Source organism: Mesorhizobium sp. M0140, assembly GCF_040322475.1.
In the GTDB taxonomy this organism is placed as follows: Bacteria; Pseudomonadota; Alphaproteobacteria; order Rhizobiales; family Rhizobiaceae; genus Mesorhizobium.
The window spans coordinates 170,583-195,171 of record NZ_JAMYTM010000005.1; the positions used below are offsets into that span (position 1 = coordinate 170,583).

Sequence of the window (24,589 nt, forward strand, 5' to 3'; positions counted from 1 at the left end):
CGAGCTGAATGCTACGGCCTGACGCCGCGGCGTCAGGCGGCTTTCTTCTTCGCTAGCCTCGCCTTGATCGAGGCGACGTCGGCGCGCGGGGTCGCCGCGAACAGCGTCCTGGTGTAGCTGTGCTTGGGGTCGGCGAAGACCTCGTCGCGCGAGCCGTATTCGACCGCTTCGCCGAAATACATCACCATCACATCGTCGGCGATGTAGCGCACCACGGACAGATCGTGGCTGATGAAGACATAGGTCAGCTGGAACTCGTCCTGCAGGTCGGCGAGCAGGTTGAGCACCTGTGCCTGCACGGAAAGATCGAGCGCCGAGACCGGCTCGTCCAGCACCAGCAGGCTTGGGTTGAGCATCAGCGCACGGGCAATGGCAATGCGCTGGCGCTGGCCGCCCGAGAACATGTGCGGGTAGCGGTTGTAGTGCTCGTGACCGAGGCCGACCTTCTTCAGCATCTTCATCGCCAGGTCGCGCCGCTCGGCCGCCGGCTTGTCGGTGTTGATCAGCAGGGGCTCGCCCAGCACGTCGCCGATCTTCTGGCGCGGATTGAGCGATCCATAGGGGTTCTGGAAGACGATCTGCACCTTGCGGCGCATCTCTTTGGTCAATCCGCCCTTGGCGATGTCGACCTTGTTGCCGTCGATGAACAGGTCGCCTGACGTCGCCGGATCGATCAGCGTGATGATGCGGGCGAGCGTGGACTTGCCGCAGCCGCTTTCGCCGACGATGGCCAGCGTCTTGCCCTTGTCGACCTTGAACGAGACGCCCTTGACCGCGTGCACTGTGCGCGGCCCGGTGAACAGGCCACCACCGATATGGTAGTCGCGGACGATGTTCTTGCCTTCGAGGACCGTGGTGCTCATCAGGCGGCTCCAACTGCCGAAGGCGCCGGCTCGAACATCATGTCGGAAACGGTAGGCAGCCGGTCGCCGACGGCGTTCTCCGGCAGCGCCGACAAAAGCGCCCGCGTGTAATTGCTCTTCGGCGATTCAAACAGCGACAGCACGTCGGCCTCTTCCATCTTGCGGCCCTTGTACTGGACGATGACACGGTCGGCGGTCTCGGCCACCACGCCCATATTGTGGGTGATCATGATCAGGCCCATACCGTATTTGGCCTGCAGCGAAACCAGCAGATCGAGGATCTGCTTCTGGATGGTGACGTCGAGCGCCGTCGTCGGCTCGTCGGCGATCAGCAGCTTCGGATTGCAGGCGATGGCGATGGCGATCATGACGCGCTGGCATTGGCCGCCCGACATCTGGTGCGGAAACGAGCTAAGCCGTTCTTCCGGATCGGCGATGCCGACCAGCTTCATCAACTCGATGGCCCGCGCGCGCCGCTGAGCGCGATCCATACCCATATGGAAGCGCAGCACCTCCTCGATCTGGAAGCCGACGGTGAAGCACGGATTGAGGCTGGCGATCGGCTCCTGGAAGATCATCGAGATGTCCTTGCCGACGATCTTGCGGCGTTCGGACGGGCTGAGCTTCAGGAGATCGACGCCGTCGAAGGCCATGCGGTCTGCCTTGACGGTTGCGGTGTTGGGCAACAGGCCCATTACCGCGAGCATCGCCACAGACTTGCCGGAACCGGACTCGCCGACGATCGCCAGCACTTCGCGCGGCTCGATCGAGAGGTCGATGCCTTGCACGGCCATGAACGGTCCGGCCGCGGTGTCGAAGGAAACGGTGAGGTTCTTGATCTCGAGCAGAGGCATGCTCACGACCTCTTCAGCTTGGGGTCGAGCGCGTCGCGCAGGCCGTCGCCGATCAGGTTGATGGCGAAGACGGTGATCAGGATGGCGAGACCCGGGAAAGTAACCACCCACCAGGCACGCAGGATGAACTCGCGCGCCTCGGCCAGCATGGTGCCCCACTCCGGCGTCGGCGGCTGCGCGCCCATGCCGAGGAAGCCAAGGGCCGCCGCCTCGAGGATGGCGTTGGAGAAGGACAGCGTCGCCTGCACGATCAACGGCGCGATGCAGTTGGGCAGGATGGTGACCAGCATCAGCCTGAGATGACTGGCGCCGGCGACCTTGGCGGAGACGACATATTCGCGGGTCTTCTCGGCCATCACGGCGGCGCGGGTGAGCCGGGCGAAATGCGGCTGCAGCACGAAGGCGATGGCGATCATGGCGTTGACGAGGCCGGGGCCAAGCACCGCGACCAGCACCAGGGCCAATAGCAGCGACGGGAAGGCCAGGATGATGTCCATGATGCGCATGATCAGCGTGTCGACCCAGCCGCGGCAGTAGCCGGCGAGTAGGCCGAGAATGACGCCTGAAATCAGCGCTGACGTGACGACGACGAAGCCGATGGCGAGCGAGAACCGCGAGCCGTAGATCAGGCGCGACAGCATATCGCGGCCGACAGCGTCGGTGCCGAGCAGGAACTGCGCGTTGCCGCCCTCCTGCCAGGCCGGCGGCGTCAGGAAGAAGTCGCGGAACTGATCGTCCGGCGAATGCGGCGCCAGCAGCGGCGCGAAGATGGCGATCAGGATCAGCAGCGCAAAGACGAAGAGCCCGATCACCGCGCCCTTGTTGACGGAGAAGTAGTGCCAGAACTCGCCGAACATCTGCAGCCTGGCATCCTGCGGCTTGACGACGGTCGCGGCTTCGATGGTGGCTGGGCCTTCATTGCTCATGTCAGTTGGCCCGGATGCGTGGGTTGATGACGGCGTAGAGCACGTCGACGATGAGGTTGACCGACATGACGATCAGCGCGATCAAAAGCAAGCCGCCCTGCACGGTGAAATAGTCGCGCTTGGAGATGGCGTCGATCATCCATTTGCCGATGCCGGGCCAGGAGAAGATGCTCTCGGTCAGGATGGCGCCGGTCAAAAGCGTGCCGACCTGCAGACCGATGGTGGTGACGACCGGGATCAGCGCGTTGCGGAAGGCATGCAGGCCGATGACGCGGCGCGGCGCCAGGCCCTTGGCGCGCGCGGTGCGGACATAGTCCTCACCCAGCACTTCGAGCATCGCCGAGCGTGTCTGCCTGGCGATGACTGCGAGCGGGATAGTGCCGAGCACGATGGTCGGCAAGATCAGGTGCGACAGCGCCGAGCGGAATGCGCCCTTCTGCCCCGAGATCAGCGAATCGATGGTCATGAAGCCGGTCACCGGCTTGAAGAAATAGAGAAGGTCGATGCGGCCGGAAACCGGCGTCCAGTGCAGCGTGCCGGAGAAGACGATGATCAGCAGCAGGCCCCACCAGAAGATCGGCATGGAATAGCCCGCCAGCGCCGTGCCCATCGTCAGCTGATCGAACCAGGAGCCGCGGCGGATGGCGGCGAAGATGCCGGCGGCGACACCCAGGACAACGGCAAAGATCATGGCGAAGATGGCGAGTTCGACCGTTGCCGGGAAGCGCACCAGGAAATCCTTGAGCACCGGCGTCTTGGTTGAAAACGAGGTGCCGAAATCGCCGCTCAGGACATTCGTCAGATAGGTCAGGTATTGTTGCCAAATCGGCAGATCGAAACCGAACTGGTGCATCAGCGCCGTGTGGCGTTCGGGCGACAGGCCGCGTTCGCCCGCAAGCACCAGCACCGGATCACCGGGCAGGATGCGCACGAAGCCAAAGGCGAGGATGGTTATCCCGATGAAGGTCGGGATGATGAGGGCGAGCTTGCCGAGGATATAACGCAGCATGGCGGGCGAGTGGGGGCGTCACCACATGGTGGCGCCCCCGTTTCGCAACCTTATTCGGCGATATCGACGCCGTCGAAGCGGTGGATACCGAGCGGATCCATCGCAAAGCCGGTGACGGTCTTCTGCATCGGCATGAACACCTTGGAGTGAGCGAGCGTCGCCCAGGGTGCCTGTTCCTTGAAGATGACCTGTGCCTGTTCATAGAGCTTGGTGCGCTCGGCCTGGTCCGAAACGGTCTTAGCCTTGTTGATGAGCGCATCGAAGTCCTTGTTGCACCATTCCGCGCGGTTGTTCGAACCGACGGAAGCGCAGCTCAGGAGCACGCCGAGGAAGTTGTCCGGATCGCCATTGTCGCCGGTCCAGCCGACGATGACGGCGCCGTCGTGATCGACCGCGGAAGCGCGCTTAAGGTATTCACCCCAATCGTAGCTGACGATCTCGACGGTGACGCCGACCTTGGCGAAGTCCGCCTGGATCAGCTCGGCGGTGCGACGCGCATTCGGCATGTAGGGGCGCGACACCGGCATGGCCCAGACGTTCATCTTGAGGTCCTTGACGCCGGCTTCTTCAAGCAGCTTCTTGGCTGCATCCGGATCGTAAGGATCGTCCTTCACTTCCTTGTTGTAGGACCACATGGTCGGCGGGATCGGATTGATCGCCACCTGGCCGGCGCCCTGGAAGACGGCATCGATGATGGCCTTCTTGTTGATGGCCATGTTGAGCGCCTTGCGAACGCGCACGTCGTCGAACGGCTTCTGCTGGGTGTTGTACATCAGCGCGCCGACATTGAGGCCTTCCTGCTCCTCGACCTTCAGGTTCGCATCGGCCTGCAGGCCGGCGATGTCGGCCGGTGCCGGGTACGACATGATGTTGCATTCGCCGGCCTTGAGCTTCTGCGCGCGCACCGCCGGATCGGTGGTGATGGCGAAGACCAGATCGTCGATCTTCTGCTTGCCGCCCCAATAGTCCGGGTTGGCCTTGTAGCGGATGGCGGCGTCGGTCTGGTAGTCGACGAAGATGAACGGGCCGGTGCCGATCGGCTTCTGGTTGAACAGCTCAGGCGTCTTGTCGGCCTGCAGCTTGTCGGCATATTCCTTGGAGACGACCGAGGCGAAATCCATGCCCAGCGTCGGAATGAAGGTGATCGCCGGCTCCTTGAGGGTGAACTTCACCGTCAGGTCATCGACCTTCTCGACCTTGGTAATGTTGTCGCCGAACTGGTCATTGTAATACTGGTAGGCAATGCCCGGAATGTACTGGAACCAGGGGCCGTTCTTGTCGACCTGGCGTTCGAACGAGAACACCACGTCGTCGGCGTTGAAGTCGCGCGTCGGGGTGAAATAGTCGGTTGCGGCGAACTTGACGCCCTTGCGCAGCTTGAAGACATATTCCTTGCCATCGTCGGAGATCGTCCAGCTCTCGGCCAGGCCCGGCGAGGTCGTCGTCTTGCCGTGATCGAATTCGACAAGGCGGTTGAAGACGGTGCGCGATGACGCGTCGAACGTCTGGCCTGCGGTATACGGCGCCGGATCGAAACCTTCCGGCGAAGCTTCCGCGCAGTAGACCAGAGTTTTCGCATTGGCCATGCCGCTCAGGACGCTTGCAGCCAGCAACGCGGCTGCAAAAGTCAGCTTCTTATTCATTGAGCACTCCCTGATGTTCTTCCAAGCCCCTCTATCAGGCTCGCGAAGCGCGCATATAAGCACCGTTTTTCCGGCTTTGGAACACCCCGTTTGCTTACCCCGCGGGAAGCAGGAAAAAAATCCGCTATTTTGCCAAATTGCAGAAAAAATTAGCAGTTTTTTCCATTCACGAGATTATTAACAACCGAATTTTTTTATTGATCGCCAAGCTGACGATATAAATGTTCCCGGCGCTTCCGAGCGGCCGAGGGATACGCCAGGACACCGCCTGGGAGCGCTGGCGGCGGCAAAGACTTTCGACGGCAAATCTTTCGCCATGTTGCCGCAAGGGCAAGACTTGCACGGTCACCAACGGAGGCAATACATAGGGTGTAGCGGCCGCAGCGGAGGGCGTCCTTGTCAATTCAGGGGCGAGCGCGGCGCGGATGAACAAGACTTGTCCAGGGAGGAACGGTTGGCAAAAGCATCAAGGACGACGGCGCCGGTGAAAGCGGGAGCCAAGGCGCCGTCGAAAGCAGCCGGTACTGCCAAGCCGAAAGCACCCGTTTCCAAAGCCGCCACGCCGAAGGCGGCCGCGGCGCCCGTAAGGGCAAGCACAAGGCCAGTGGTGAAAGCCCCGGCCAAGGCTGCGGCCGGAAAGACGGCGTCGGGAAATAAAGCGGGGGCGGCAAAGCCCGCTGCCAGGCCGGCGTCGAAAGCCGCCGCGGCGATGAAGACCCCACCGGCGGCAAGGCCGGCCGACGCCACCGCCAACCGATTGCCGAAAACGCTGACGGCGCTGGCCGCCGGCTTGCCGGAAAAGCCGTGGCTCAAGAGCTATCCGAAAAACGTGCAGGCCGAGATCGGCGCCCTGCCCTACAGCTCGATCGGCGATTTCCTCGTCGCCGCCTGCAAGCAGTTTTCCGCGCAGCCGGCCTTCACCTGCATGGACAAGTCCATCAGCTACACCGATGTCGAGCGGCTGTCGGCGGCCTTCGGCGCCTACCTGCAATCGAAAGGCCTGCGGAAAGGCGCGCGCGTCGCGCTGATGATGCCGAACGTGCTGCAATATCCGGTGGCGATGATGGCGATCTTGCGAGCGGGTTATGTGGTGGTGAACATCAATCCGCTCTACACGCCGCGCGAGCTCGAACACCAGTTGAAGGATTCCGGTGCGCAAGCCATCGTCATCCTGGAGAACTTCGCCAACACCCTGCAGGCGGTGATCGCCAGGACCACGGTCAAGCATGTGGTGGTCGCCGCGATGGGCGACATGCTTGGCGGCCTGAAGGGCACGATCGTCAATTTCGTCGTGCGCCGCGTGAAGAAGATGGTGCCGGCATGGTCCTTGCCCGGCCATGTCAAGTTCAATGCCGCCATGAAGGCCGGCGCCGGCATGGGCTTCAAGCCGGCCAAGGTGGAAGCCGACGATGTCGCCTTCCTGCAATATACGGGCGGCACCACGGGCGTGTCGAAGGGCGCCACACTGCTGCACAGAAACGTGCTCGCCAACGTTGCGCAGAACGCGCAGTGGATGGAGGATGCCTACACGATCAAGCCGAAACCGGCGCACCCCAACTTCATCTGCGCGCTGCCGCTCTATCATATTTTCGCGCTGACCGTGAACGCGCTGATGGGCATGCAGCAAGGCGCCCGCAATGTGCTCATTCCCAACCCGCGCGACATTCCCGGCTTCGTCAAGGAATTGCAGAAATATCCGGTGCACATCTTTCCCGGCCTCAACACGCTTTTCAACGCGCTGCTCAACAATGAGGATTTCCGCAAGCTCGACTTCAAGCCGCTGGTGCTGACGCTGGGCGGCGGCATGGCGGTGCAGAAGGGCGTCGCCGAACGCTGGAAGACGCTGACCGGTTGTTCGGTCACCGAAGGCTACGGCCTCTCGGAAACCTCGCCGGTGGCCACCGCCAACAAGTTCACCGCCGGCGACTTCACCGGCACCATCGGCTTGCCGCTGCCCTCGACCGAGATCGCCATCCGCGACGACGACGGCAACAATTTGCCGCTCGGCGAGGTCGGCGAGGTCTGCATCCGAGGACCGCAAGTGATGGCGGGCTACTGGAACCGGCCCGATGAGACCGCCAAGGTGATGACCAAGGATGGCTACTTCAAATCCGGCGACATGGGCTTCATGGACGAGCGCGGCTACACCAAGATCGTCGACCGCAAGAAGGACATGATCCTGGTTTCGGGCTTCAATGTCTATCCGAACGAGCTCGAGGAAGTCGTGGCGATGCATCCGGGCGTGCTCGAAGTGGCGGCGGTCGGCGTGCCGGACGAGCATTCGGGCGAGGTGCCGAAACTGTTCGTGGTCAAGAAGGATCCGGCGCTGACCGCGGAGACGCTCACCGCCTTCTGCCGCGAGAACCTGACCGGCTACAAGCGGCCCAAATACATAGAATTCAGGACCGAGTTGCCGAAGACGCCGGTCGGCAAGATCCTGCGGCGAGCACTGCGCGAATGATTGCAGCCGGCGGCGCGGATGCCGTAAATGCACCTTGCCGTCCTGACCCGGCAGAATTCATCAGAACGAACATGCGCCTCGCCCCGGTGCCGTCGGTGCCTGAGATCCAGCTTTATACACCGCATCCGGCCAGTGGCCTGAGACGGCTCATAGATCCGCACCAAAGCGCTGGCGACGATGACGACACGATCGAGGCTGACAACGATGGACCCGAGCCGCAGCCGCCTTACTGGGCTTATGTGTGGGCCGGCGGCGCGGTGATTGCGCGCCACATACTGGATCATCCGCAAACGGTAGCCGGCCGCCGCGTGCTCGACCTCGGCGCCGGTTCGGGTCTTGTCGGCATTGCCGCCGCCAAGGCTGGGGCACGCGAAGTCATCGCCGCAGAGATCGACCGCAACGGCGTTGCCGCGCTCGCTCTAAACGCGGCGGCCAACGGTGTCGCCATCACCGTGATCGGAGACGACATCACCAGGGGTCCGCCGCCGGCCGTCGACCTCGTGCTTGCAGGCGATGTCTTCTACAGCCAAGGCGTCGCCGACCGCGTCATGCCTTTTTTCGAACGCTGCCTGAATGCCGGCATCGAGGTCCTGGTCGGCGATCCTAGCCGCGCCTATCTGCCACGATCACGGCTGCGCCTGCTCGCCGAACATAAGGTGCCGGATTTCGGCCAGGCGAAAGACAGCGCGCTCCAGCCAAGCGGCGTCTTTCGCTTCGAAGGCTGACGAGGCGGCCGCGTCTACCGACGGGATCAGATCGTCTCCTTGACCCGCGCCGAGAGAAAATCCGGCAGATCGGCAACGGAATCCAGGATGGCGTCGGCAATGCCGGCCAGCGATTCGCGGGTTCCGGTGCCGGAGAGCACGCCGACCGCCAGCCCGCAGCCGCCGGCACGCGCCATTTCGAGGTCGTGGCGGTTGTCGCCGACCATGGCGATTTCCGCCGGCCTGAGGCCGGTGAGATCGCTGAAGGCCAGGATCGTGTCGGGCGCCGGCTTCGGATTGGCCACCGCGTCGTAGCCATAGGCCGCGTCGAACAATTGGGCGACGCCGAGCGTGACAAGCGTCTTTTCCGCGCCGCTGGTCGAATCGTTGGTGGCGACGCCAAGCCGGTAGGACTTCCTGTGCAGTGCCGTCAGCGTGTCGACGATGCCCGGCAGCGCCACGGCCATCGCCGAGCCTTGCACCGAGGTGATCTCGTTGAAGCGGGCGACCGCCAGCATCTGATCCTCGTTGGAGAGGCGCGGAAACCACAATTCGACGACGTCGAGATTGGTGCCGGAGGCAAATATCGAGTCAGGCTTAAAGCGCTTGTTGGCGAAATCGAAGCCGGCGGCGGCCAGCAGCCTGTCGGCTTTCCAGCGATCGCCTTCGGACGCATCCATGGCCATGAAGTCGGCAACGCCGAGCCAGGTGGCGTTGAAGTCGACAAGCGTGCCGTCCTTGTCGAACAATATTCCCTTGATGTCTGCCAAGCTTTTCACTCCGAGCCACGCAAATGGTGGATGAATCCCACAAGGCCTGCGGTCGATGCGTCCCGCTTGGCGGCACTTTCCTTGCCCTCCACGACAGGCAGAAGGCCGGTGGCCAGTTCCTTGCCGAGTTCGACGCCCCACTGGTCGAACGAGTTGATGTTGAACAGCGTGCCCTCGACGAAGACGCGGTGCTCGTAGAGCGCGATCAGCCGGCCGAAGGTGCGCGGGTCGAGTTTGCGGTAAAGGATGGTCACCGAGGGGCGATTGCCGGAGAAGACGCGGTGCGGGGCTATCTTGTCGACCTCGGCCGGCTTCATGCCCTTGGCCAGCATCTGGGCGCGGGCTTCGTCCAGCGTGCGGCCCTTCATCAGCGCTTCCGACTGCGCCAGGCAGTTGGCGAGCAGCAGATCGTGCTGGTGCTTGAGATCGGGCTCGTGGCCGACGGCCGCGGCGAGGAACTCGACCGGGATGAAATCGGTGCCCTGGTGCAGCAGCTGGAAGAAGGCATGCTGGCCGTTGGTGCCGGGTTCGCCCCAGACAAGCGGTCCGGTCGGCGTCGTTGCCGCCGTGCCTTCGAGGGTGACGCTCTTGCCGTTCGATTCCATGTCGAGCTGCTGCAGATAGGCGGGCAATCTGGACAGGCGCTGGTCGTAAGGGATGACGGCGCGCGCCGGGTAACCGCAGATGACGCGATGCCACCAGCCGACCAGCCCCAGCAGCGCCGGCAGGTTCTCCTGCACCGGTGCGGTACGGAAATGCTCGTCCATCTCATGCGCGCCATCGAGGAAGGCGCGAAAATTCCGCGGGCCGACAGCGATCATCACCGGCAGGCCGATGGCGCCCCAGAGCGAATAGCGGCCGCCGACCCAATCCCAGAAGCCGAAGACGCGATCGGGCGCGATGCCGAACTTGGCGACCAGATCGAGCGCAGTGGACACGGCGGCGAAGTGCTTGCCGACCGCTTCCTTGCCGAGCGCCTTCTGCACCCAGTCGCGCGCCGTCTGCGCATTGGTCATCGTCTCGACGGTGGTGAAGGTCTTGGAAGCGATGATGAAAAGCGTGGTCTCGGCGGACAGCCCCTTCAGCGTGTCGTGGATATGGGCGCCGTCGATGTTGGAAACGTAATGCGCGCGCGGCCCGTCATGATAGGGCGCCAGCGCCAGCGTCGCCATGGCCGGGCCGAGATCGGAACCGCCGATGCCGATGTTGACGATGTCGGTGATCTTCTTGCCGGTGGCGCCGGCCGCCTTGCCGGAGCGCACGGCATCGGCAAAGGCGCCCATGGCGTCGAGCACGGCGATGACGTCAGCCTTGACATCCTGGCCATCGACGGTGACGCCCTTGCCGGTCAGGTTGCGCAGCGCCGTGTGCAGCACGGCACGGTCCTCGGTGACGTTGATCTTCTTGCCGGCGAACATGGCGGCGCGACGAGCTTCGAGATCGGCGGCCAGGGCGAGCTTTTCCAGCAGTTCCATGGCGGTCGCATCGACCGCGCATTTCGACCAGTCGAGCAGCAGATCGCCATCGGTGGCGGAGAATTCCACGAACCGCTTGGGATCGGCGGCGAAGGCCTGGCGCATGCTGGCGGGCGCTGCAGCGCGGTGATCGCGCAAGGCGGCGAGCTGTTTTTGAAAGGACGATTGATCCACTGCCAAACTCCGAGACCTCGAGCCATCATTACGGACCGGATGTTTCCGGCGCGTGTCGTCGCGACAATCTATCGGGCCGAACTCCACCCGTTTCAATGCGCAGCGATGACGCACAGAGTCACGCAACTATGCCGCGGCGCAGCATCAAAATGGCGTGAAGGATCACTGGCAAATCCCAACGATCAGAAAAATTGATTGGCGCAACCCCTTGTGCCACGGTTACGTTCGGCTGGTCCAGCCAAGCGAAAAAGGCTGGCCATCGAGGAAATCTCCCATGCCACAGCGAAACGACACGGCGATATGGTCCGGCCTGTTCCGGATTTCGGCTGAATCCGGCCAAACCCTGCAAGCGCAGATCCGCCAAGCCATCGTGGCCGCCATTCTGGACCGCCAGATCGCCGCTTCGATGCCGCTTCCTTCCTGCCGGATCCTGGCCGAAAAACTTGGCGTGGCGCGCGGAACCGTGGTGCTGGCGTTCCAGCAGCTCGTCGACCAGGGTTTCCTGGTGGCGCGCGAGCGGCGTGGACATTTCGTCAATCCCGATGTGCTGGCGACACCGGCCAAGCCGCACCAGAAGGCGCCCGACCAGGCCAACGAGATCGACTGGAAGGCACGCCGCAAGATCTTCGCCAGCGACATGCCGCCGCCGGCCAAGCACGAGAACTGGATCAAGTCGTCCTACCCCTTCGTCTACGGCCAGTTCGATCCGGCGCTGTTCCCTACCGCCGAATGGCGCGAGTGCAACCGCATGGCGCTGGCGGTGTTGGAAATCCGCAACTGGGCGTCCGACATGGTCGACCGTGACGATCCGCTGCTGATCGAGCAGATCCAGGCGCGGCTCCTGCCCCGGCGCGGCATCTTCGCCAATCCCGACGAGATCATCGTCACGTTGGGCGCCCAGAACGCGCTCTACATGCTGGCGACGCTGCTGATGTCCAAAGGCTCCAAGGTGGCGATGGAGGACCCCGGCTACCCCGACGCCCGCTCGATCTTCCGCCTTGCGGGCGCGGAGATACAGCCGGTGCCGGTCGACCAGTCCGGCATCGTAACCGCTTCTATTCCCAATGATTCCGGCTTCGTCTTCGTCACGCCCAGCCATCATTGCCCGACCATGGTGCCGTTGTCGGCTGAGCGGCGGCAGGATCTTCTGGCGCGAGCCAACCGCTACAACCAGATCATCATCGAGGATGGCTATGACAGCCAGCTTCTCGACGAGGCACCGCAGCAAGCGCTGAAGAGCCTCGATCGCTCCGGCCGCGTGGTCTATGTCGGCTCGATGTCCAAGACGCTGGCTCCCGGCCTGCGGCTCGGCTACATCGTGGCGTCCGCGGGACTGGTCGCGGAACTCAGGGCGCTGCGCCGCTTCATGCTGCGTCATCCGCCGGCGAACAACCAGCGCGCCGTCGCGCTGTTCCTGTCGCTCGGCCACCACGAGGCGCTGGTGCGGCGGCTGTCGTCGGCCTTCGACGAACGGCGCAAGCGGCTGGTCCATGCGATTTCCGCCTTCCTGCCGGAATGGCGCTCGACCGATTCGGCCGGCGGCACGTCGCTGTGGCTCGAAGGGCCGCGCGGCACCGATTCGCGCGGGCTGGCCGAGGCAGCGGCCTCGCGCAGCGTCATCATCGAGCCAGGCGACCGTTTCTTCGATCGCACTGAAAAGCCTTCGCGTTTCATGCGGCTGGGCATCTCGTCGATCGCACTGCAGCACATCGAGCCAGGCATTCGCGAACTGGCCACGGCCGCCGGACGCAGACCCGCAGCCGCCTGATCCATCGTTGATCTCTCATGACCGGAGCCGCTCGCAGCGGCTCCGGTATTTTAGTTCTGGCACATGGAACTGGGCCAGCTGGCCCATAGGATGGGCCAGTGCCGGCGGCATAGTCGGCGTCAGGGGAAGAAGCAGGCCGATGGTGGACCAACCGCCACGAGTTCCTGCCGATGAAGGTGGAGTGCTTCCATGCCAGTGGCTGTCGAACAGCAGGACACGCCGGCGAACCGTCGTCCACAACGCTCCGGTCTTCGCGAAACAGGACATGCCATGCGATCATCTCCCCTAGTGGAGGATACCAGACCACAGCACAAGGCCATCGAGGGCGGCGGCTACGGGCCGCTGCGCGGGGATGACCGCGAGCGTATCCACGAAGGCGTGCTGACGCTTCTGGAGACAGTGGGTTTCGCCAACGCCATTCCTTCCTGCATAAAGGTACTGACCAAGGTGGGGGCGGTCCATGGCGACGATGGCCGGGTCCGCTTTCCGCGCGCGCTCGTGCTCGACACCATCAAGCGGGCGGCACGACATTTCACACTTCATGGCCAGGCCCCCAGGCACGACATGGTGGTCCAGGGCAAGCGCGTGCACTACGGCACGGCAGGCATCGCCGTGCACCTGGTGGATATCGAAAAGCGCGAGTACCGCGAGTCCAAGCTGCAGGATATTTATGATGCCGCCCGCATCGTCGATGGGCTGGACAACATCCATTTCTTCCAGCGGCCGATGGTGGCGCGCGACATCGCCGATCCGCTCGAGATGGATTTCAACACGCTTTATGCCTGTGTGATGGGAACATCGAAGCACGTCGGAACATCCTTCACCGTGCGTGAGAACGTGAAGCCTGCGCTTGAAATGCTGTACGCCATCGCCGGCGGCGAGGAGAATTTCCGCGCCCGGCCATTCGTTTCCAACTCCAACTCATTCGTCGTGCCGCCGATGAAATTCGCCGAGGATGCCTGCGGCGTGCTTGAGGCCTGCGTTGAAGGCGGCATCCCGATCCTGCTGCTGTCGACCGGCCAGTCCGGCACCACGGCACCCGCGGCGATGGCCGGCGCCGTCGTGCAGGCGGTGGCCGAAGTGCTGGCCGGCCTGGTCTATGTCAACGCGCTCAAGCCCGGCCATCCGGCGATCTTCGGCGCCTGGCCGTTCATGTCGGACCTGCGCACCGGCGCCATGGCGGGCGGGTCGGCCGAGCAGTCGGTGGCAACGGCGGCCTGTGCCCAGATGGCGCAATTCTACGACCTGCCCGGCGGCTCCGCCGCCGGCATGACTGATTCGAAATTGCCCGATATTCAGTCCGGCTACGAAAAAGGCATCACCAATGTGATGGCCGGCCTCTCCGGCCTCAACCTCGTCTACGAGGCGGCCGGCATGCATGCCTCGCTGCTCGGCTTCTGCCTGGAGAGCCTGGTCATCGACAACGACATGCTCGGTCATTGCCTGGGCTGCGCGCGTGGCATCGACGTGACCGACGAGGCCCTGTCGATCGACAGCATCGCCGAGGTCTGCCTCAAGGGTCCGGGCCACTATCTCGACAACGAACAAACGCTCAAGCTGATGCAGACCGAGCACTTCTATCCCGCCCTCGGCGATCGTTCCTCGCCGAAGGAATGGAACGAAAAGGGCCGGCCTGATATATTGCTGCGTGCGATCACCGAGAAGAAACGCATTCTTGCCGAACGATTTCCGCGCCATGTGCCAAAACAGGTCGACGACAGATTGCGTGCCCGTTTCGGCAACCTGATCCACCTGCCGCGCACGCAAATGGGCGGCTGACCGGAGACGAGTTCGTGCAGCCATGCAGCCACCACCCAGGATCAACCATCGGGCAGAACGACAAATGAGTGTGCATCCTATCCAGCAAGCCCACACAGACGGCGACGCGATCGATCGGCTGGTGGCATCTCATCGGCCAGGTCACGGCCTGGTGCGTGCCTTCTATCATGACCAGGCAATCTTCGAGCGCGACATGGAACGTGTCTTTCGCCGCCACTGGCACTGCCTGGCCCATGCCAGCGTCATCGCGAACCCGGGCGATTTCGAGTTGTTCAAACTGGGCGACGAGGCGGTCATCCTGACACGCGGCATGGATGGCACCGTGCATGCCATGCTCAATGTCTGCCGCCACCGCGGCGCCGAGGTCTGCACCAAGGAAAAGGGCAACGCGAAGATGTTCGTGTGCCCCTACCACGCCTGGAGCTATTCCAATGACGGCTCATTGCGCGCTGCCCGCCTGATGCCGAAGGATTTCGACCGCTCGGCGCACGGGCTGAAGAAGCTTCATGTCCGCGTCGCCTCCGGGCTGGTCTTCATTTCCTTCGCCGAGACGCCGCTCGATTTCGATCCGATCGAACAGTCGCTGCGCACGAGTTGCGGCCAATATGGCTGGGGCGACGCCAAGGTGGCGTATCGTCAGTCCTATCCGCTCGACGCCAACTGGAAGCTCGCCGTCGAGAACTATGTCGAATGCTACCATTGCGGACCGGCGCATCCGGAATATTCGCAGACGCATGCGCTGGAAAAACCGGCCGAGATGATCGAGCAGCTCAATGCGGCGATGGAGCAGCGCACCTGCGCGCTCGGCATCGAGATCGGCAGCGCCAACCGCTGGCAGAACTCGGCGGCCGGTCAGGAAGCAATCGACACCTTCCGCTACGCGCTCTATGACGGCGTTTCGAGCGGCAGCCAGGACGGCTCTCCGGTGGCCCCGCTGATGGGCCGCTTCACCGACTATGACGGTGGCGTCACTTCCATCCATCTCGGCGGCACGACCTTTCTCGTCTGCTATCCCGATCACGGCATGATCTACCGATTCATCCCGAAAACGGCTGGTACATGCGAGATGGAACTGATCTGGCTGGTGCGCGGCGACGCGGTCGAGGGTCAGGATTACGATCTGGAGAAGCTGACCTGGCTATGGAAGGTCACCACCGACGAAGACAAGAAGATCATCGAGCACACCGCGCGCGGCGTGCGCTCGCACTATTTCGTGCCCGGACCTATCGCGCCGATGGAATACAACGAACTGCGCTACATCGGCTGGTATCTCGAGGAGATCAGCCGGGCCTGAACGGTTCGGCTGCCTTAGGAGGATCAGGCAGATCTTGCCTTTCGCGTCATTCCGCGCTGAGCCCGTATCGGTCGACGACTTCGGGGTTGATGAGCTTGGCATGCAGTGTCATCAGCACGATCTGCGCGTCGAGGCTGTCGCCGGTTTCAAGCGCCGCCTCGATGCGGCGCTCGGCTTCCAGCGTCCGCTGATGGCCATTGGCTTGCTCGAAGGTTTCGGGACCCGCGATGCAATAGCTGCATAATTGTGCCACCGACGCATAGGTACCCCGTGGCGGCTCGTCGGGCCAGCGATCCTTCATGAGATTGACCAGGGTAAGCTTCACGCCCTCCGGCACAAGGGCTGGATGCAGATCCGCGCCGCGCAATGCATCGTCGAGCTGCCTCAAGTCGCCCGAGCGGCCGAACATTCCGAGGAAGCCGAGGGAAGAGCGCCGTCCGGCCATGATGTTTCCTTCCGTTCCAGCCCACTTAGGTGGTGGGCAAGCGAATTACAAAGGCGGTGCTATCTAACCAGCCGCCGCCAGCAAGACCCCTGCAAGGGCGGATAGCGCGAGTGTCGGCAGCATGCCGATCTTCAGCTTCAGGATGGCGATCATGGCGGCACCCGAAAGCAAGGCCGCACGCCAGTCGATCGACGAAAGCACCGGCACATTCATGCCAAGACCCGTCGCATGCACCTCACGGAAGATGACGTGCAAGCCAAACCATAGGGCCAGATTCATAATCACCCCGACAATTGCGGCGGTGATCGCGCCCAGTGCGGCCGACAGTGCCTTGTTGCCGCGCAACGCCTCGATGTAGGGCGCCCCGAGGAATATCCAGAAAAAGCAGGGCGTGAACGTCACCCACAGGGTGAGCAACGCCCCCAGCGATCCGGCAAGCAACGGGTCCAGCGAGCCGGAGTGGCGGAACGCGGCGATGAAGCCGACGAACTGCAGCACCAGGATGAGCGGCCCCGGCGTCGTTTCGGCAAGCCCAAGGCCATCAACCATTTCACCAGGGGCCAGCCAGCCGAAGGACTGGACGGCTGCCTGCGCGACATAGGCAAGCACCGCATAGGCGCCACCGAAGGTGACGACAGCCATGAGACTGAAGAACCGGCCTATCTCGGTCCAGACGCTTGCAGAGCCGGTGAACCACCAGATCAAAAGAACAGGCCCGAGCCAGAGCGGCAGCCAGATGGCGACGGTGCGCGGCGCATGCCATTTGGTCGGTTTGACATGGGCGAGTTCGCCGCGTTCGAACATCAGGTCGACCGCTCCCTTGAAGTCGGCAACATCGTCCTTGCCATGGGCCGAGCCGGAAAACAGGCCGGGAGCAATGCGATCCCCCAGCCATCCCGTCAGGCCGGCGAACAAGACGATGAGCGGAAACGGCACATTCAACGCATAGATGGCGATGAACGCCGCGACCGCGATCGACACCATGACCCGGTTCTTGAGGGCGCGCCGTCCGATCCGGATCACCGCCTCGATGACGATGGCAAGCACCGCCGCCTTCACCCCGAAAAACAGCGCCGCGACGAGTGGCATGTCGCCGTAGAGCATGTAAAGGCTGCTCAAGACGAGCATGACCAGCGCGCCCGGCACGACGAACAGGATGCCGGCGACAAGGCCGCCGATCGTCCTGTGCAGCAGCCAGCCGACATAGATGGCGAGTTGCTGGGCTTCCGGGCCAGGCAGCAACATGCAGTAGTTCAACGCATGCAGGAAGCGCTGTTCACCGATCCAGCGCCGGTCCTCGACCAGCTCCTTGTGCATCAGCGCGATCTGCCCGGCAGGTCCGCCGAAGCTGAGCAATCCGATCCTCGCCCAGACCTTCGTGGCTTCCGCGAAGGTCGGCGCAGCCGGCGGCTCGACGGCCACCGCCTTGTTGTCGGGGACAAGAATGGTCATGACGGCTTACCCGCAGCGGGCCAGTTGTGCGTTTCTTCGGTGGCGTCGCGACACCAGCGGAAGAACGCGTCGTAGAGCAGCATGCCTGCTTCCAGTTGTTCCAGATCGTCGCGGTACATACGCGACAGACCCAGCGAGGCAGCCAGAAAACCGGCCGCCTGGGGCACCAAGTCGAGGCTTGCGGTGTCGGCCGCGCGCACGATTACGGCGAGGCGATCGAGCGCCTCGGATTCCAACCCGAACTCCTCGATCATCGTGTCGAAGGTGCAGCGTTCGCCACGATGGCTCCAGAACACATTGTCGATGTCGAACGGCACGGCCTGAAAGCGGTCGGCAACAGCCAATACTTCAGCGGGCTCGACAAACAGGAACACCGCGTCGGGGTCGAGGAAACGCCGGATCAGCCATGGGCAAGCGATGCGGTCGACCTTCGGGCGCGATCGCGTCACCCAGACGGTGGCGCCCTTTTCATTGCGCGGCGGCATTTTGGCGGTGCGGACCAGAAGTCCCCCGGCATCGCGCCAGGCCTCAAACCCGCTTTCAAGGGATTCGGCTGATATCCCCTCATGGCGCAGCCATGCAACGACGCCTTGCGAGAGCTTTTGCCCCTTCTGGCATACGACGGCCACCGGCTTGCCGGCGAATGCGGCCGCCCAGGTCGAAACGGTTTTGAAATCGCGCCGGCACGAAGCCGGCAACAGGCGCGGGTCGGCGTCGAAATCGTCATCGATGCGAACATCGATAATGACAGGCGCGCCCGGCAGACCGATGAGCCGGGACAGTTGCGATACAGTGATAGCGGTTGTTGACGGCATGGCGTCCACCTCCTGGAAGAGAAGCTTGGACGCGAACGTTGGGCTGACGCCTCACGGGGTCGTCGCGATGCACCCCTTGTCATGATGGTGGATTTGTTGGGCGCGCTTGTCAAGGACGGTGACCGTTCTCGACCTACCCGGCAACACGCTGACCGGAAAACCGACGGCGGCTTGATTTGATCAAGCCGCCATCCGTCGATCCAGAATCAATGATTGTCCCCGGAGCAATCAGTGATTGTCCCCGGAGCAATCAGTGATTGTCTCTGGGGACACCGCTGGTGTGCGCGACATCCTGGTATTTCACCGCCGGCTTCAGCACCATTCCCTCCGAGAACTGCGCGACCATGCCGCGCTGGATCTCCTGCCAGGGCGTCTGGTGCTTGGGATAGTGGAAGCCGCCATTGTTCTGCAACTCGGCGCGGCGCCGGGTGATCTCGTCGTCGGTGACGAGGATGTCGGCCGTGCCCTTGCGCAAGTCGATGCGGACCCGGTCGCCCGTCTTGAGCAGCGCCAGTCCGCCGCCGATCGCGGCTTCCGGCGAGGCGTTGAGGATCGACGGCGAACCCGACGTGCCCGACTGGCGGCCGTCACCGATGCAAGCGAGCGCGTGGATGCCCTTCTTGATGAGATAGGCCGGCGGCTGCATGTTGACGACCTCGGCACCGCCGGGATAGCCGACCGGGCCGGCGCCGCGCATGAACAGGATGGTGTGTTCGTCGATGCCTTGCGCCGGGTCGTCGATGCGGGCGTGGTAATCCTCCGGCCCATCGAAAACCATGGCGTTGCCTTCGAAAGCCTCGGGATCCTTGGGGTTGGAGAGATAGCGTTCGCGGAATTCCGGCGAGATGCCGCTGGTCTTCATGATCGCCGAATCGAACAGATTGCCCCGAAGATTGATGAAGCCGGCATTGGCCTTCAGCGGCTTGGCGACAGAGCGGATGACGTCGGGATTTTCGTTGGCGACGCCCTCGCTATTCTCACCGATCGACTTGCCGTTGACGGTGCGCGCGCCGGGATGCGGCAACAGCCCGCCCTTCATCAGTTCGGCGATGACCGCCGGCACGCCGCCGGCATGGTGGTAGTCCTCGCCAAGGTATTCGCCCGTCGGCTGCAAATTGACCAGTAGCGGCACATTGAGGCCGACCGTCTGCCAGTCGTCATTGTCGAGCTTGACTCCGAGGTGGCGCGCGATGGCGTTGAGATGGATCGGCGCGTTGGTCGAGCCGCCAATGGCCGAATTGACGACGATAGCGTTCTCGAAAGCTTCTCTCGTCATGATGTCGGACGGCTTCAGATCCTCATGCACCATCTCGACGATGCGCTTTCCGGTCTCATAGGAAATCTGGCCGCGCTCGCGGTAGGGCGCGGGAATCGCGGCCGAGCCCGGCAACTGCATGCCAAGCGCTTCGGCCAGCGAGTTCATCGTGGTGGCGGTGCCCATGGTGTTGCAATAACCGGTGGACGGCGCCGACGAGGCGACGATGTCCATGAACTCGTCATAATCGATCTCGCCGGCCGACAGGCGCTGGCGCGATTCCCAGACGATGGTGCCGGAGCCGGTGCGCTTGCCCTTGTGCCAGCCATTGAGCATCGGCCCGACCGACAGCGCGATCGCCGGGATGTTGACGGTGGCCGCCGCCATCAGCAGCGCCGGCGTCGTCTTGTCGCAACCGATGGTGAGCACGACGCCATCGAGCGGATAGCCGTAGAGCACTTCGACAAGGCTGAGATAGGCAAGGTTGCGGTCAAGTGCCGCGGTGGGGCGCTTGCCGGTCTCCTGGATCGGATGGCAGGGGAATTCGAAAGGAATGCCGCCCATCGAGACGATGCCTTCGCGCACACGCTTGGCGAGTTCGATATGGTGACGGTTGCAAGGCGACAGATCCGAGCCGGTCTGTGCGATGCCGATCAGCGGCTTGCCGGACATCAGTTCGGCGCGCGTCAGGCCGTAATTGAGATAGCGCTCGAGATAGAGCGCCGTCATGCCCGGATTGTCGGGATTGTCGAACCACTCCTGCGAGCGAAATTTTTTCTTGTGGGTGGGGGCGCCTGCCATCATGGTCTCCGTATTTGTAAGACAAATCGATATGGCAACGCGCGGGAGCAGGCAAGAGGGCGTGCGGTCGCAACCGGACTTTGGTGCGATAGACACGCACCAAGCCGTGCGTTACGGGTTCCGACAGTCTTGTCCGGGAGGTTTTCATGGCTTTGGTGATCGAAGGCGAGGAGCGCATTGCCGCACCGCTGCAAAAAGTGTGGGAAGCGCTGAACGATCCCGAGGTCTTGAAGGCGACCATTCCCGGCTGCCAGAGCCTGGAGATGAAGTCGCCGACCGAGATGGCGGCAACCGTGGTGGTGAAGATCGGACCGATCAAGGCGACATTCAACGGCGAAGTGACGCTGAAGAACCTGAAGCCGCCGCACTCCTACACAATCCAGGGCGAAGGCAAGGGCGGCATTGCCGGCTTCGCCAAGGGTGGCGCCGACGTGACGCTGACGGCAGATGGACCTGACGCCACGGTATTGAACTACGCGGCCAAGGCCGATGTCGGCGGCAAGATCGCCCAGCTCGGCAGCCGCCTGATCGAATCGACCTCGAAGAAACTGGCCGGACAGTTTTTTTCGTCGTTCGGCGAAAAGGTCGGCGGCTGAGCCCTCAAGCGGGCATCACTCGAACACAATACTCGGCACCGCCGCTGCCGCCGCGCCACGCTCTTCATTGACCCGGTCCCAGACCTTCGAAGCGATGTCGCGATAGATTTTCGCCTCGGCGCCGTCGGGCTTCGAGACGACAACCGGCGTGCCGGCATCCGAGCTTTCGCGAATGCCCATCTCGAGCGGCACTTCGCCAAGGAAGGTGACGCCGAGACGCTCGGCCTCGCGGCGCGCGCCGCCATGACCGAAGATATCGTAGCGCTTGCCGGTGTCCGGGGCGATGAAATAGCTCATGTTCTCGACGATGCCGAGCAACGGCACGTCGACCTTCTTGAACATGTTGAGGCCTTTTCGCGCGTCGATCAGGGCCAGATCCTGGGGCGTCGAGACGATGACAGCGCCGGCCAGCGGCACCTGCTGGGCCATGGTCAGTTGCGCGTCGCCGGTACCGGGCGGCATGTCGACGACGAGCACGTCGAGACGGCCCCATTCGACCTCGCGCAGCATCTGCGTCAGCGCCGACATCACCATCGGGCCGCGCCAGATCATCGGCGTTTCCTCGTCGACGAGGAAACCCATCGACATCACCTTCAGGCCGTAATTCTCCATCGGTTTCAAGATCTTGCCGTCGACGGTCTGCGGCCGTCCGTGGATGTTGAGCAGCCTGGGCATGGACGGTCCGTAGATGTCGGCATCCAGCACGCCGACGCGCAGGCCGTTGGCGGCGAGGCCGAGCGCGATATTGACGGCAGTGGTCGACTTGCCGACGCCGCCCTTGCCGGACGCAACCGCGATGATTGCCTCGATACCGGGCACGCCACGCTTGCCCGAACTGTGCGAGGCGGGCGCGTGCGGAGCCGCACGCGGCGCGGCGGCAGCGGGCGCAGCCGGCGGAACGGGCCTCGGTGCGGGGCGCGACGGAACCGGCGCCTCCATGCCGCCGCCCTTCTTTTCGGCCGTCAGCGCGACGACCGCGCCGGCGATCCCGGGGATTGCCTTGACGACACGCTCGGCGGCGGCGCGCAGCGGCTCCATTTCCTGGGCACGAGCGGCGGGAACGGTAATCGAGAAGAAGACCTTCCCGTCGGCGATGAAAATCTCCGAAACCATGCCGAGGTCGACGATGTTGCCGGTGAAATCCGGCCCGTTGACCGTCTTCAGACGCTCGGTGACAATTTCCTTGGTGACGGACATGGCAGTTTTTCCTTACGCAGCTTGCGCCTGAGATGCAGCTTGCACCTGAGATAATGCAGTTTCCGGACAGAACCAAGCCGTGGAGCAATGGCTGTCTTGGCGTGCCTGAAAAAGCGGCGGGTCCTGTCGGATTTCATCCGCTCCAAACGTCTTCCAGATAATCGAGCGCCGATGCGGCCAACAATCAGGTCAAGCGACAGTCGTCAAACGATCGCGGCGACCTATTTCGGTGACCAGCACGCGACCGACAATCAGAGAAGGAGGCGATCATGCTCGCAAACAGCAACGCAACGGCAAATCTGGCGGTAAGCGACCTGGCAAAGGCCAAGGCTTTCTACGAGGGAACGCTTGGCCTGCAACAGGTGCACGATGAGGGCGGCGAACTGATCGTCTACAAAAGTGGCGATACCACCCTCAACGTCTATCATTCCCAATTTGCCGGAACCAACAAGGCGACAGCGGTGACCTGGATGGTTGGCGACGAGATCGGCAACATCGTCAAGGAGCTGAAGTCGAAGGGCGTCGCCTTCGAGCACTATCAGATGCCGGGCTTGACGCTGGAGGGCGATATCCACGTCGGTTACGGAATGAAGGTCGCCTGGTTCAAGGATCCAGACGGCAACATCCTGAACCTTGTGGACAGGTAGATGTCACCTCGCCAGGCCAACCGCGAGGTAGGTGAGCGCCGAAATCAAAGCGGTGGCCGGCAAGGTGACGATCCAGGCAATGACGATGTTGCCGGCAATGCCCCAGCGCACGGCCGAGACGCGGCGGGCGGCGCCGACGCCGATGATGGCGCCGGTGATGGTGTGCGTGGTCGATACGGGAACGCCGAGCCAGGTCGCGGCAAACAGCGTGATCGCCCCACCGGTCTCGGCGCAAAAGCCCTGCATCGGGTTCAGCCGGGTGATCTTCGAGCCCATGGTGTGGACGATGCGCCAGCCGCCGAACAACGTACCGAGCGCCAGCGCCGTCTGACAGGTGAGCACGACCCACAGCGGCACGTAGAATTCTTCGCCGAGCATGCCTTGCGAATAGAGCAGCACGGCGATGATGCCCATGGTTTTCTGGGCGTCGTTGCCGCCGTGCCCGAGCGAATAGAGCGAGGCGGAAAAGAACTGCATGACGCGAAAGGTGCTGTCGACCGCAAACGGCGTCTGGCGCACGAAGAGCCAGGAAACGGCAAGGATCAGGACAAGAGCCAGGACAAAGCCGGTCGCCGGCGACACGACGATTGCCGCAACCGTCTTGCCAAGCCCTGTCCAGACGATGGCGCCCACGCCTGCCTTTGCCACACCGGCGCCGACCAGGCCGCCGATCAGCGCGTGCGAGCTGCTCGAAGGGATGCCGGCGATCCAGGTGACGATGTTCCAGACGATGGCGCCGACGAGGGCTGCAAAGATCACCGCCGGGGTGACGATGCTGACGTCGACGATACCCTTGCCCACTGTCTCGGCGACGTGGAGGCCGAAGAACATGAAGGCGATGAAGTTGAAGAAAGCCGCCCACAATACCGCGTATTGTGGCCGCAGCACGCGGGTGGAAACGATGGTGGCGATGGAATTGGCGGCATCGTGCAGGCCATTGAGAAAGTCGAAGAACAGCGCAACGCCGACGAGGCCGACCAGTACCGGAAAGGCGATGGTTGCTTCCATCACCTAGACATTCTCAATGACGATGCCGCTGATCTCGTTGGCGACGTCCTCGAAGCGGTCGACCACCTTTTCCAGTTGGCCATAAATCTCTGAGCCGATCATGTAGGCCATCGGATCGCTGCTGCCGTGCTTCCTGAAGAGATCCTTCAGCCCTTGCTCGTGCAGGTCGTCGGCCCGGCTTTCGACGCGCATGACCTCCTCGGCGATGGCGTTGAGGCGCACAGTATGCGTCGCGACCTTGTTGAGCAGCGGGATCGCCTCAGCCACAAGCTTGGCGGCGGCGACGATGACGCCACCCATTTCCTGCATCAGCGGATCGAACTCCTTGCGCTCGAACAGCTTCACCGTCTTGACCGTCTTGTGCATCATGTCGATGGCATCATCCATCGACTGGATCAGGTCCTTGATGTCGCCGCGATCGAAAGGCGTGATGAAGGAGCGCCGCACCGCCAGCAGGACTTCCGCGGTGATGTGGTCGGCCTCATCTTCGAGATCGATGATTTTCTGGCACCAGAGGTCGATATCCCTGCCCTGGAGAAGCTGCTCCAGCGCCTCGGCGCCGCCGACCACGGTGCGCGAATGTCGTTCGAACAGTTCGAAGAAGCGATCTTCGCGCGGCAAAAGCTTGCGGAACCAGCCCAGCATGGTCGATC

21 protein-coding genes are annotated in these 24,589 nt (G+C 63.1%); 7 read left to right on the top strand and 14 right to left on the bottom strand.

All coding sequences use genetic code 11. The annotated features are described in order from the left end of the window. Positions 1–32: 32 nt before the first annotated feature. From NKJ37_RS07600 to NKJ37_RS07620, 5 genes are all read right to left on the bottom strand, one after another. Positions 33–863 (bottom strand): dipeptide ABC transporter ATP-binding protein, encoded by an 831-nt coding sequence (locus tag NKJ37_RS07600; protein WP_023811483.1) that lies wholly within the window; start codon positions 861–863, stop codon positions 33–35. Continuing rightward, positions 863–1,717 (bottom strand): ABC transporter ATP-binding protein, encoded by an 855-nt coding sequence (locus NKJ37_RS07605; RefSeq protein WP_023811484.1) that lies wholly within the window; start codon positions 1,715–1,717, stop codon positions 863–865. Before NKJ37_RS07605 ends, NKJ37_RS07600 begins: the two co-directional genes overlap by 1 nt. Positions 1,718–1,719: 2 nt before the next feature. Further along, the gene (locus tag NKJ37_RS07610; protein WP_224618710.1) at positions 1,720–2,574 is read right to left on the bottom strand and encodes an ABC transporter permease subunit; all 855 of its coding nucleotides are present in this window, start codon (positions 2,572–2,574) and stop codon (positions 1,720–1,722) included. A 70-nt stretch (positions 2,575–2,644) separates the two neighbouring features. After that, on the bottom strand, positions 2,645–3,652 hold the full coding sequence (locus tag NKJ37_RS07615; RefSeq protein ID WP_023811485.1) for an ABC transporter permease subunit: 1,008 nt from the start codon (positions 3,650–3,652) through the stop codon (positions 2,645–2,647). A 50-nt stretch (positions 3,653–3,702) separates the two neighbouring features. Continuing rightward, positions 3,703–5,295, bottom strand: coding sequence for an ABC transporter substrate-binding protein (locus NKJ37_RS07620; RefSeq protein ID WP_023811486.1), 1,593 nt, complete (start codon positions 5,293–5,295; stop codon positions 3,703–3,705). A gap of 454 nt (positions 5,296–5,749) precedes the next feature. Between NKJ37_RS07620 and NKJ37_RS07625 the strand changes: the two genes are divergently transcribed. After that, entirely contained in the window at positions 5,750–7,756 is a 2,007-nt protein-coding gene (locus tag NKJ37_RS07625) for a long-chain fatty acid--CoA ligase (RefSeq protein WP_352439698.1), read from the top strand. Beyond that, a complete protein-coding gene (locus NKJ37_RS07630) occupies positions 7,753–8,481 on the top strand; it encodes a class I SAM-dependent methyltransferase (RefSeq protein ID WP_352751794.1) in 729 nt (242 codons plus the stop codon). Before NKJ37_RS07625 ends, NKJ37_RS07630 begins: the two co-directional genes overlap by 4 nt. A gap of 26 nt (positions 8,482–8,507) precedes the next feature. Here the strand turns inward: NKJ37_RS07630 and NKJ37_RS07635 are convergent, their stop codons facing one another. Together NKJ37_RS07635 and pgi are read right to left on the bottom strand one after the other, a co-directional pair. Further along, positions 8,508–9,230 carry an HAD family hydrolase gene (locus NKJ37_RS07635; protein WP_128304850.1) on the bottom strand — a complete coding sequence of 241 codons (723 nt, stop codon included), beginning with the start codon at positions 9,228–9,230 and terminating at the stop codon, positions 8,508–8,510. Positions 9,231–9,235: 5 nt separating this feature from the next. Continuing rightward, positions 9,236–10,885 carry a glucose-6-phosphate isomerase gene (pgi, locus tag NKJ37_RS07640; protein WP_502895826.1) on the bottom strand — a complete coding sequence of 550 codons (1,650 nt, stop codon included), beginning with the start codon at positions 10,883–10,885 and terminating at the stop codon, positions 9,236–9,238. Between the two features lie 268 nt (positions 10,886–11,153). Here pgi and pdxR point away from each other — a divergent pair, with 268 nt between their 5' ends. The 3 genes from pdxR to NKJ37_RS07655 all read left to right on the top strand — a co-directional run bounded on the left by pdxR (position 11,154) and on the right by NKJ37_RS07655 (position 15,720). Next, the gene (pdxR, locus tag NKJ37_RS07645; RefSeq protein ID WP_352439701.1) at positions 11,154–12,647 is read left to right on the top strand and encodes a MocR-like pyridoxine biosynthesis transcription factor PdxR; all 1,494 of its coding nucleotides are present in this window, start codon (positions 11,154–11,156) and stop codon (positions 12,645–12,647) included. 189 nt (positions 12,648–12,836) lie between these two features. Next, positions 12,837–14,426: a trimethylamine methyltransferase family protein gene (locus NKJ37_RS07650; RefSeq protein ID WP_352439702.1), complete on the top strand. Its 1,590-nt coding sequence runs from the start codon at positions 12,837–12,839 to the stop codon at positions 14,424–14,426. 64 nt (positions 14,427–14,490) lie between these two features. After that, positions 14,491–15,720, top strand: coding sequence for an aromatic ring-hydroxylating oxygenase subunit alpha (locus NKJ37_RS07655; protein ID WP_023811492.1), 1,230 nt, complete (start codon positions 14,491–14,493; stop codon positions 15,718–15,720). Between the two features lie 46 nt (positions 15,721–15,766). On the opposite strand, the gene NKJ37_RS07660 is transcribed toward NKJ37_RS07655, so the two are convergent. The 4 genes from NKJ37_RS07660 to NKJ37_RS07675 all read right to left on the bottom strand — a co-directional run bounded on the left by NKJ37_RS07660 (position 15,767) and on the right by NKJ37_RS07675 (position 20,488). Continuing rightward, entirely contained in the window at positions 15,767–16,165 is a 399-nt protein-coding gene (locus NKJ37_RS07660) for a hypothetical protein (protein WP_023811493.1), read from the bottom strand. A gap of 63 nt (positions 16,166–16,228) precedes the next feature. Next, on the bottom strand, positions 16,229–17,617 hold the full coding sequence (chrA, locus tag NKJ37_RS07665) for a chromate efflux transporter (protein ID WP_352439703.1): 1,389 nt from the start codon (positions 17,615–17,617) through the stop codon (positions 16,229–16,231). After that, positions 17,614–18,432 (bottom strand): chromate resistance protein ChrB domain-containing protein, encoded by an 819-nt coding sequence (locus NKJ37_RS07670; RefSeq protein ID WP_127290063.1) that lies wholly within the window; start codon positions 18,430–18,432, stop codon positions 17,614–17,616. The genes chrA and NKJ37_RS07670 overlap by 4 nt, the downstream gene beginning before the upstream one ends. A gap of 250 nt (positions 18,433–18,682) precedes the next feature. Then, positions 18,683–20,488 carry an IlvD/Edd family dehydratase gene (locus NKJ37_RS07675; protein WP_023811496.1) on the bottom strand — a complete coding sequence of 602 codons (1,806 nt, stop codon included), beginning with the start codon at positions 20,486–20,488 and terminating at the stop codon, positions 18,683–18,685. A 146-nt stretch (positions 20,489–20,634) separates the two neighbouring features. Between NKJ37_RS07675 and NKJ37_RS07680 the strand changes: the two genes are divergently transcribed. Further along, positions 20,635–21,084: an SRPBCC family protein gene (locus NKJ37_RS07680; RefSeq protein WP_023811497.1), complete on the top strand. Its 450-nt coding sequence runs from the start codon at positions 20,635–20,637 to the stop codon at positions 21,082–21,084. Between the two features lie 15 nt (positions 21,085–21,099). On the opposite strand, the gene NKJ37_RS07685 is transcribed toward NKJ37_RS07680, so the two are convergent. Beyond that, positions 21,100–22,281 carry an Mrp/NBP35 family ATP-binding protein gene (locus NKJ37_RS07685; RefSeq protein WP_352439705.1) on the bottom strand — a complete coding sequence of 394 codons (1,182 nt, stop codon included), beginning with the start codon at positions 22,279–22,281 and terminating at the stop codon, positions 21,100–21,102. 269 nt (positions 22,282–22,550) lie between these two features. Between NKJ37_RS07685 and NKJ37_RS07690 the strand changes: the two genes are divergently transcribed. Continuing rightward, a complete protein-coding gene (locus NKJ37_RS07690; protein ID WP_352439706.1) occupies positions 22,551–22,928 on the top strand; it encodes a VOC family protein in 378 nt (125 codons plus the stop codon). 3 nt (positions 22,929–22,931) lie between these two features. Here the strand turns inward: NKJ37_RS07690 and NKJ37_RS07695 are convergent, their stop codons facing one another. After that, a complete protein-coding gene (locus NKJ37_RS07695) occupies positions 22,932–23,936 on the bottom strand; it encodes an inorganic phosphate transporter (protein ID WP_352439799.1) in 1,005 nt (334 codons plus the stop codon). Between the two features lie 3 nt (positions 23,937–23,939). Then, positions 23,940–24,581: a DUF47 family protein gene (locus NKJ37_RS07700; protein ID WP_352439707.1), complete on the bottom strand. Its 642-nt coding sequence runs from the start codon at positions 24,579–24,581 to the stop codon at positions 23,940–23,942. Positions 24,582–24,589 lie beyond the last annotated feature (8 nt).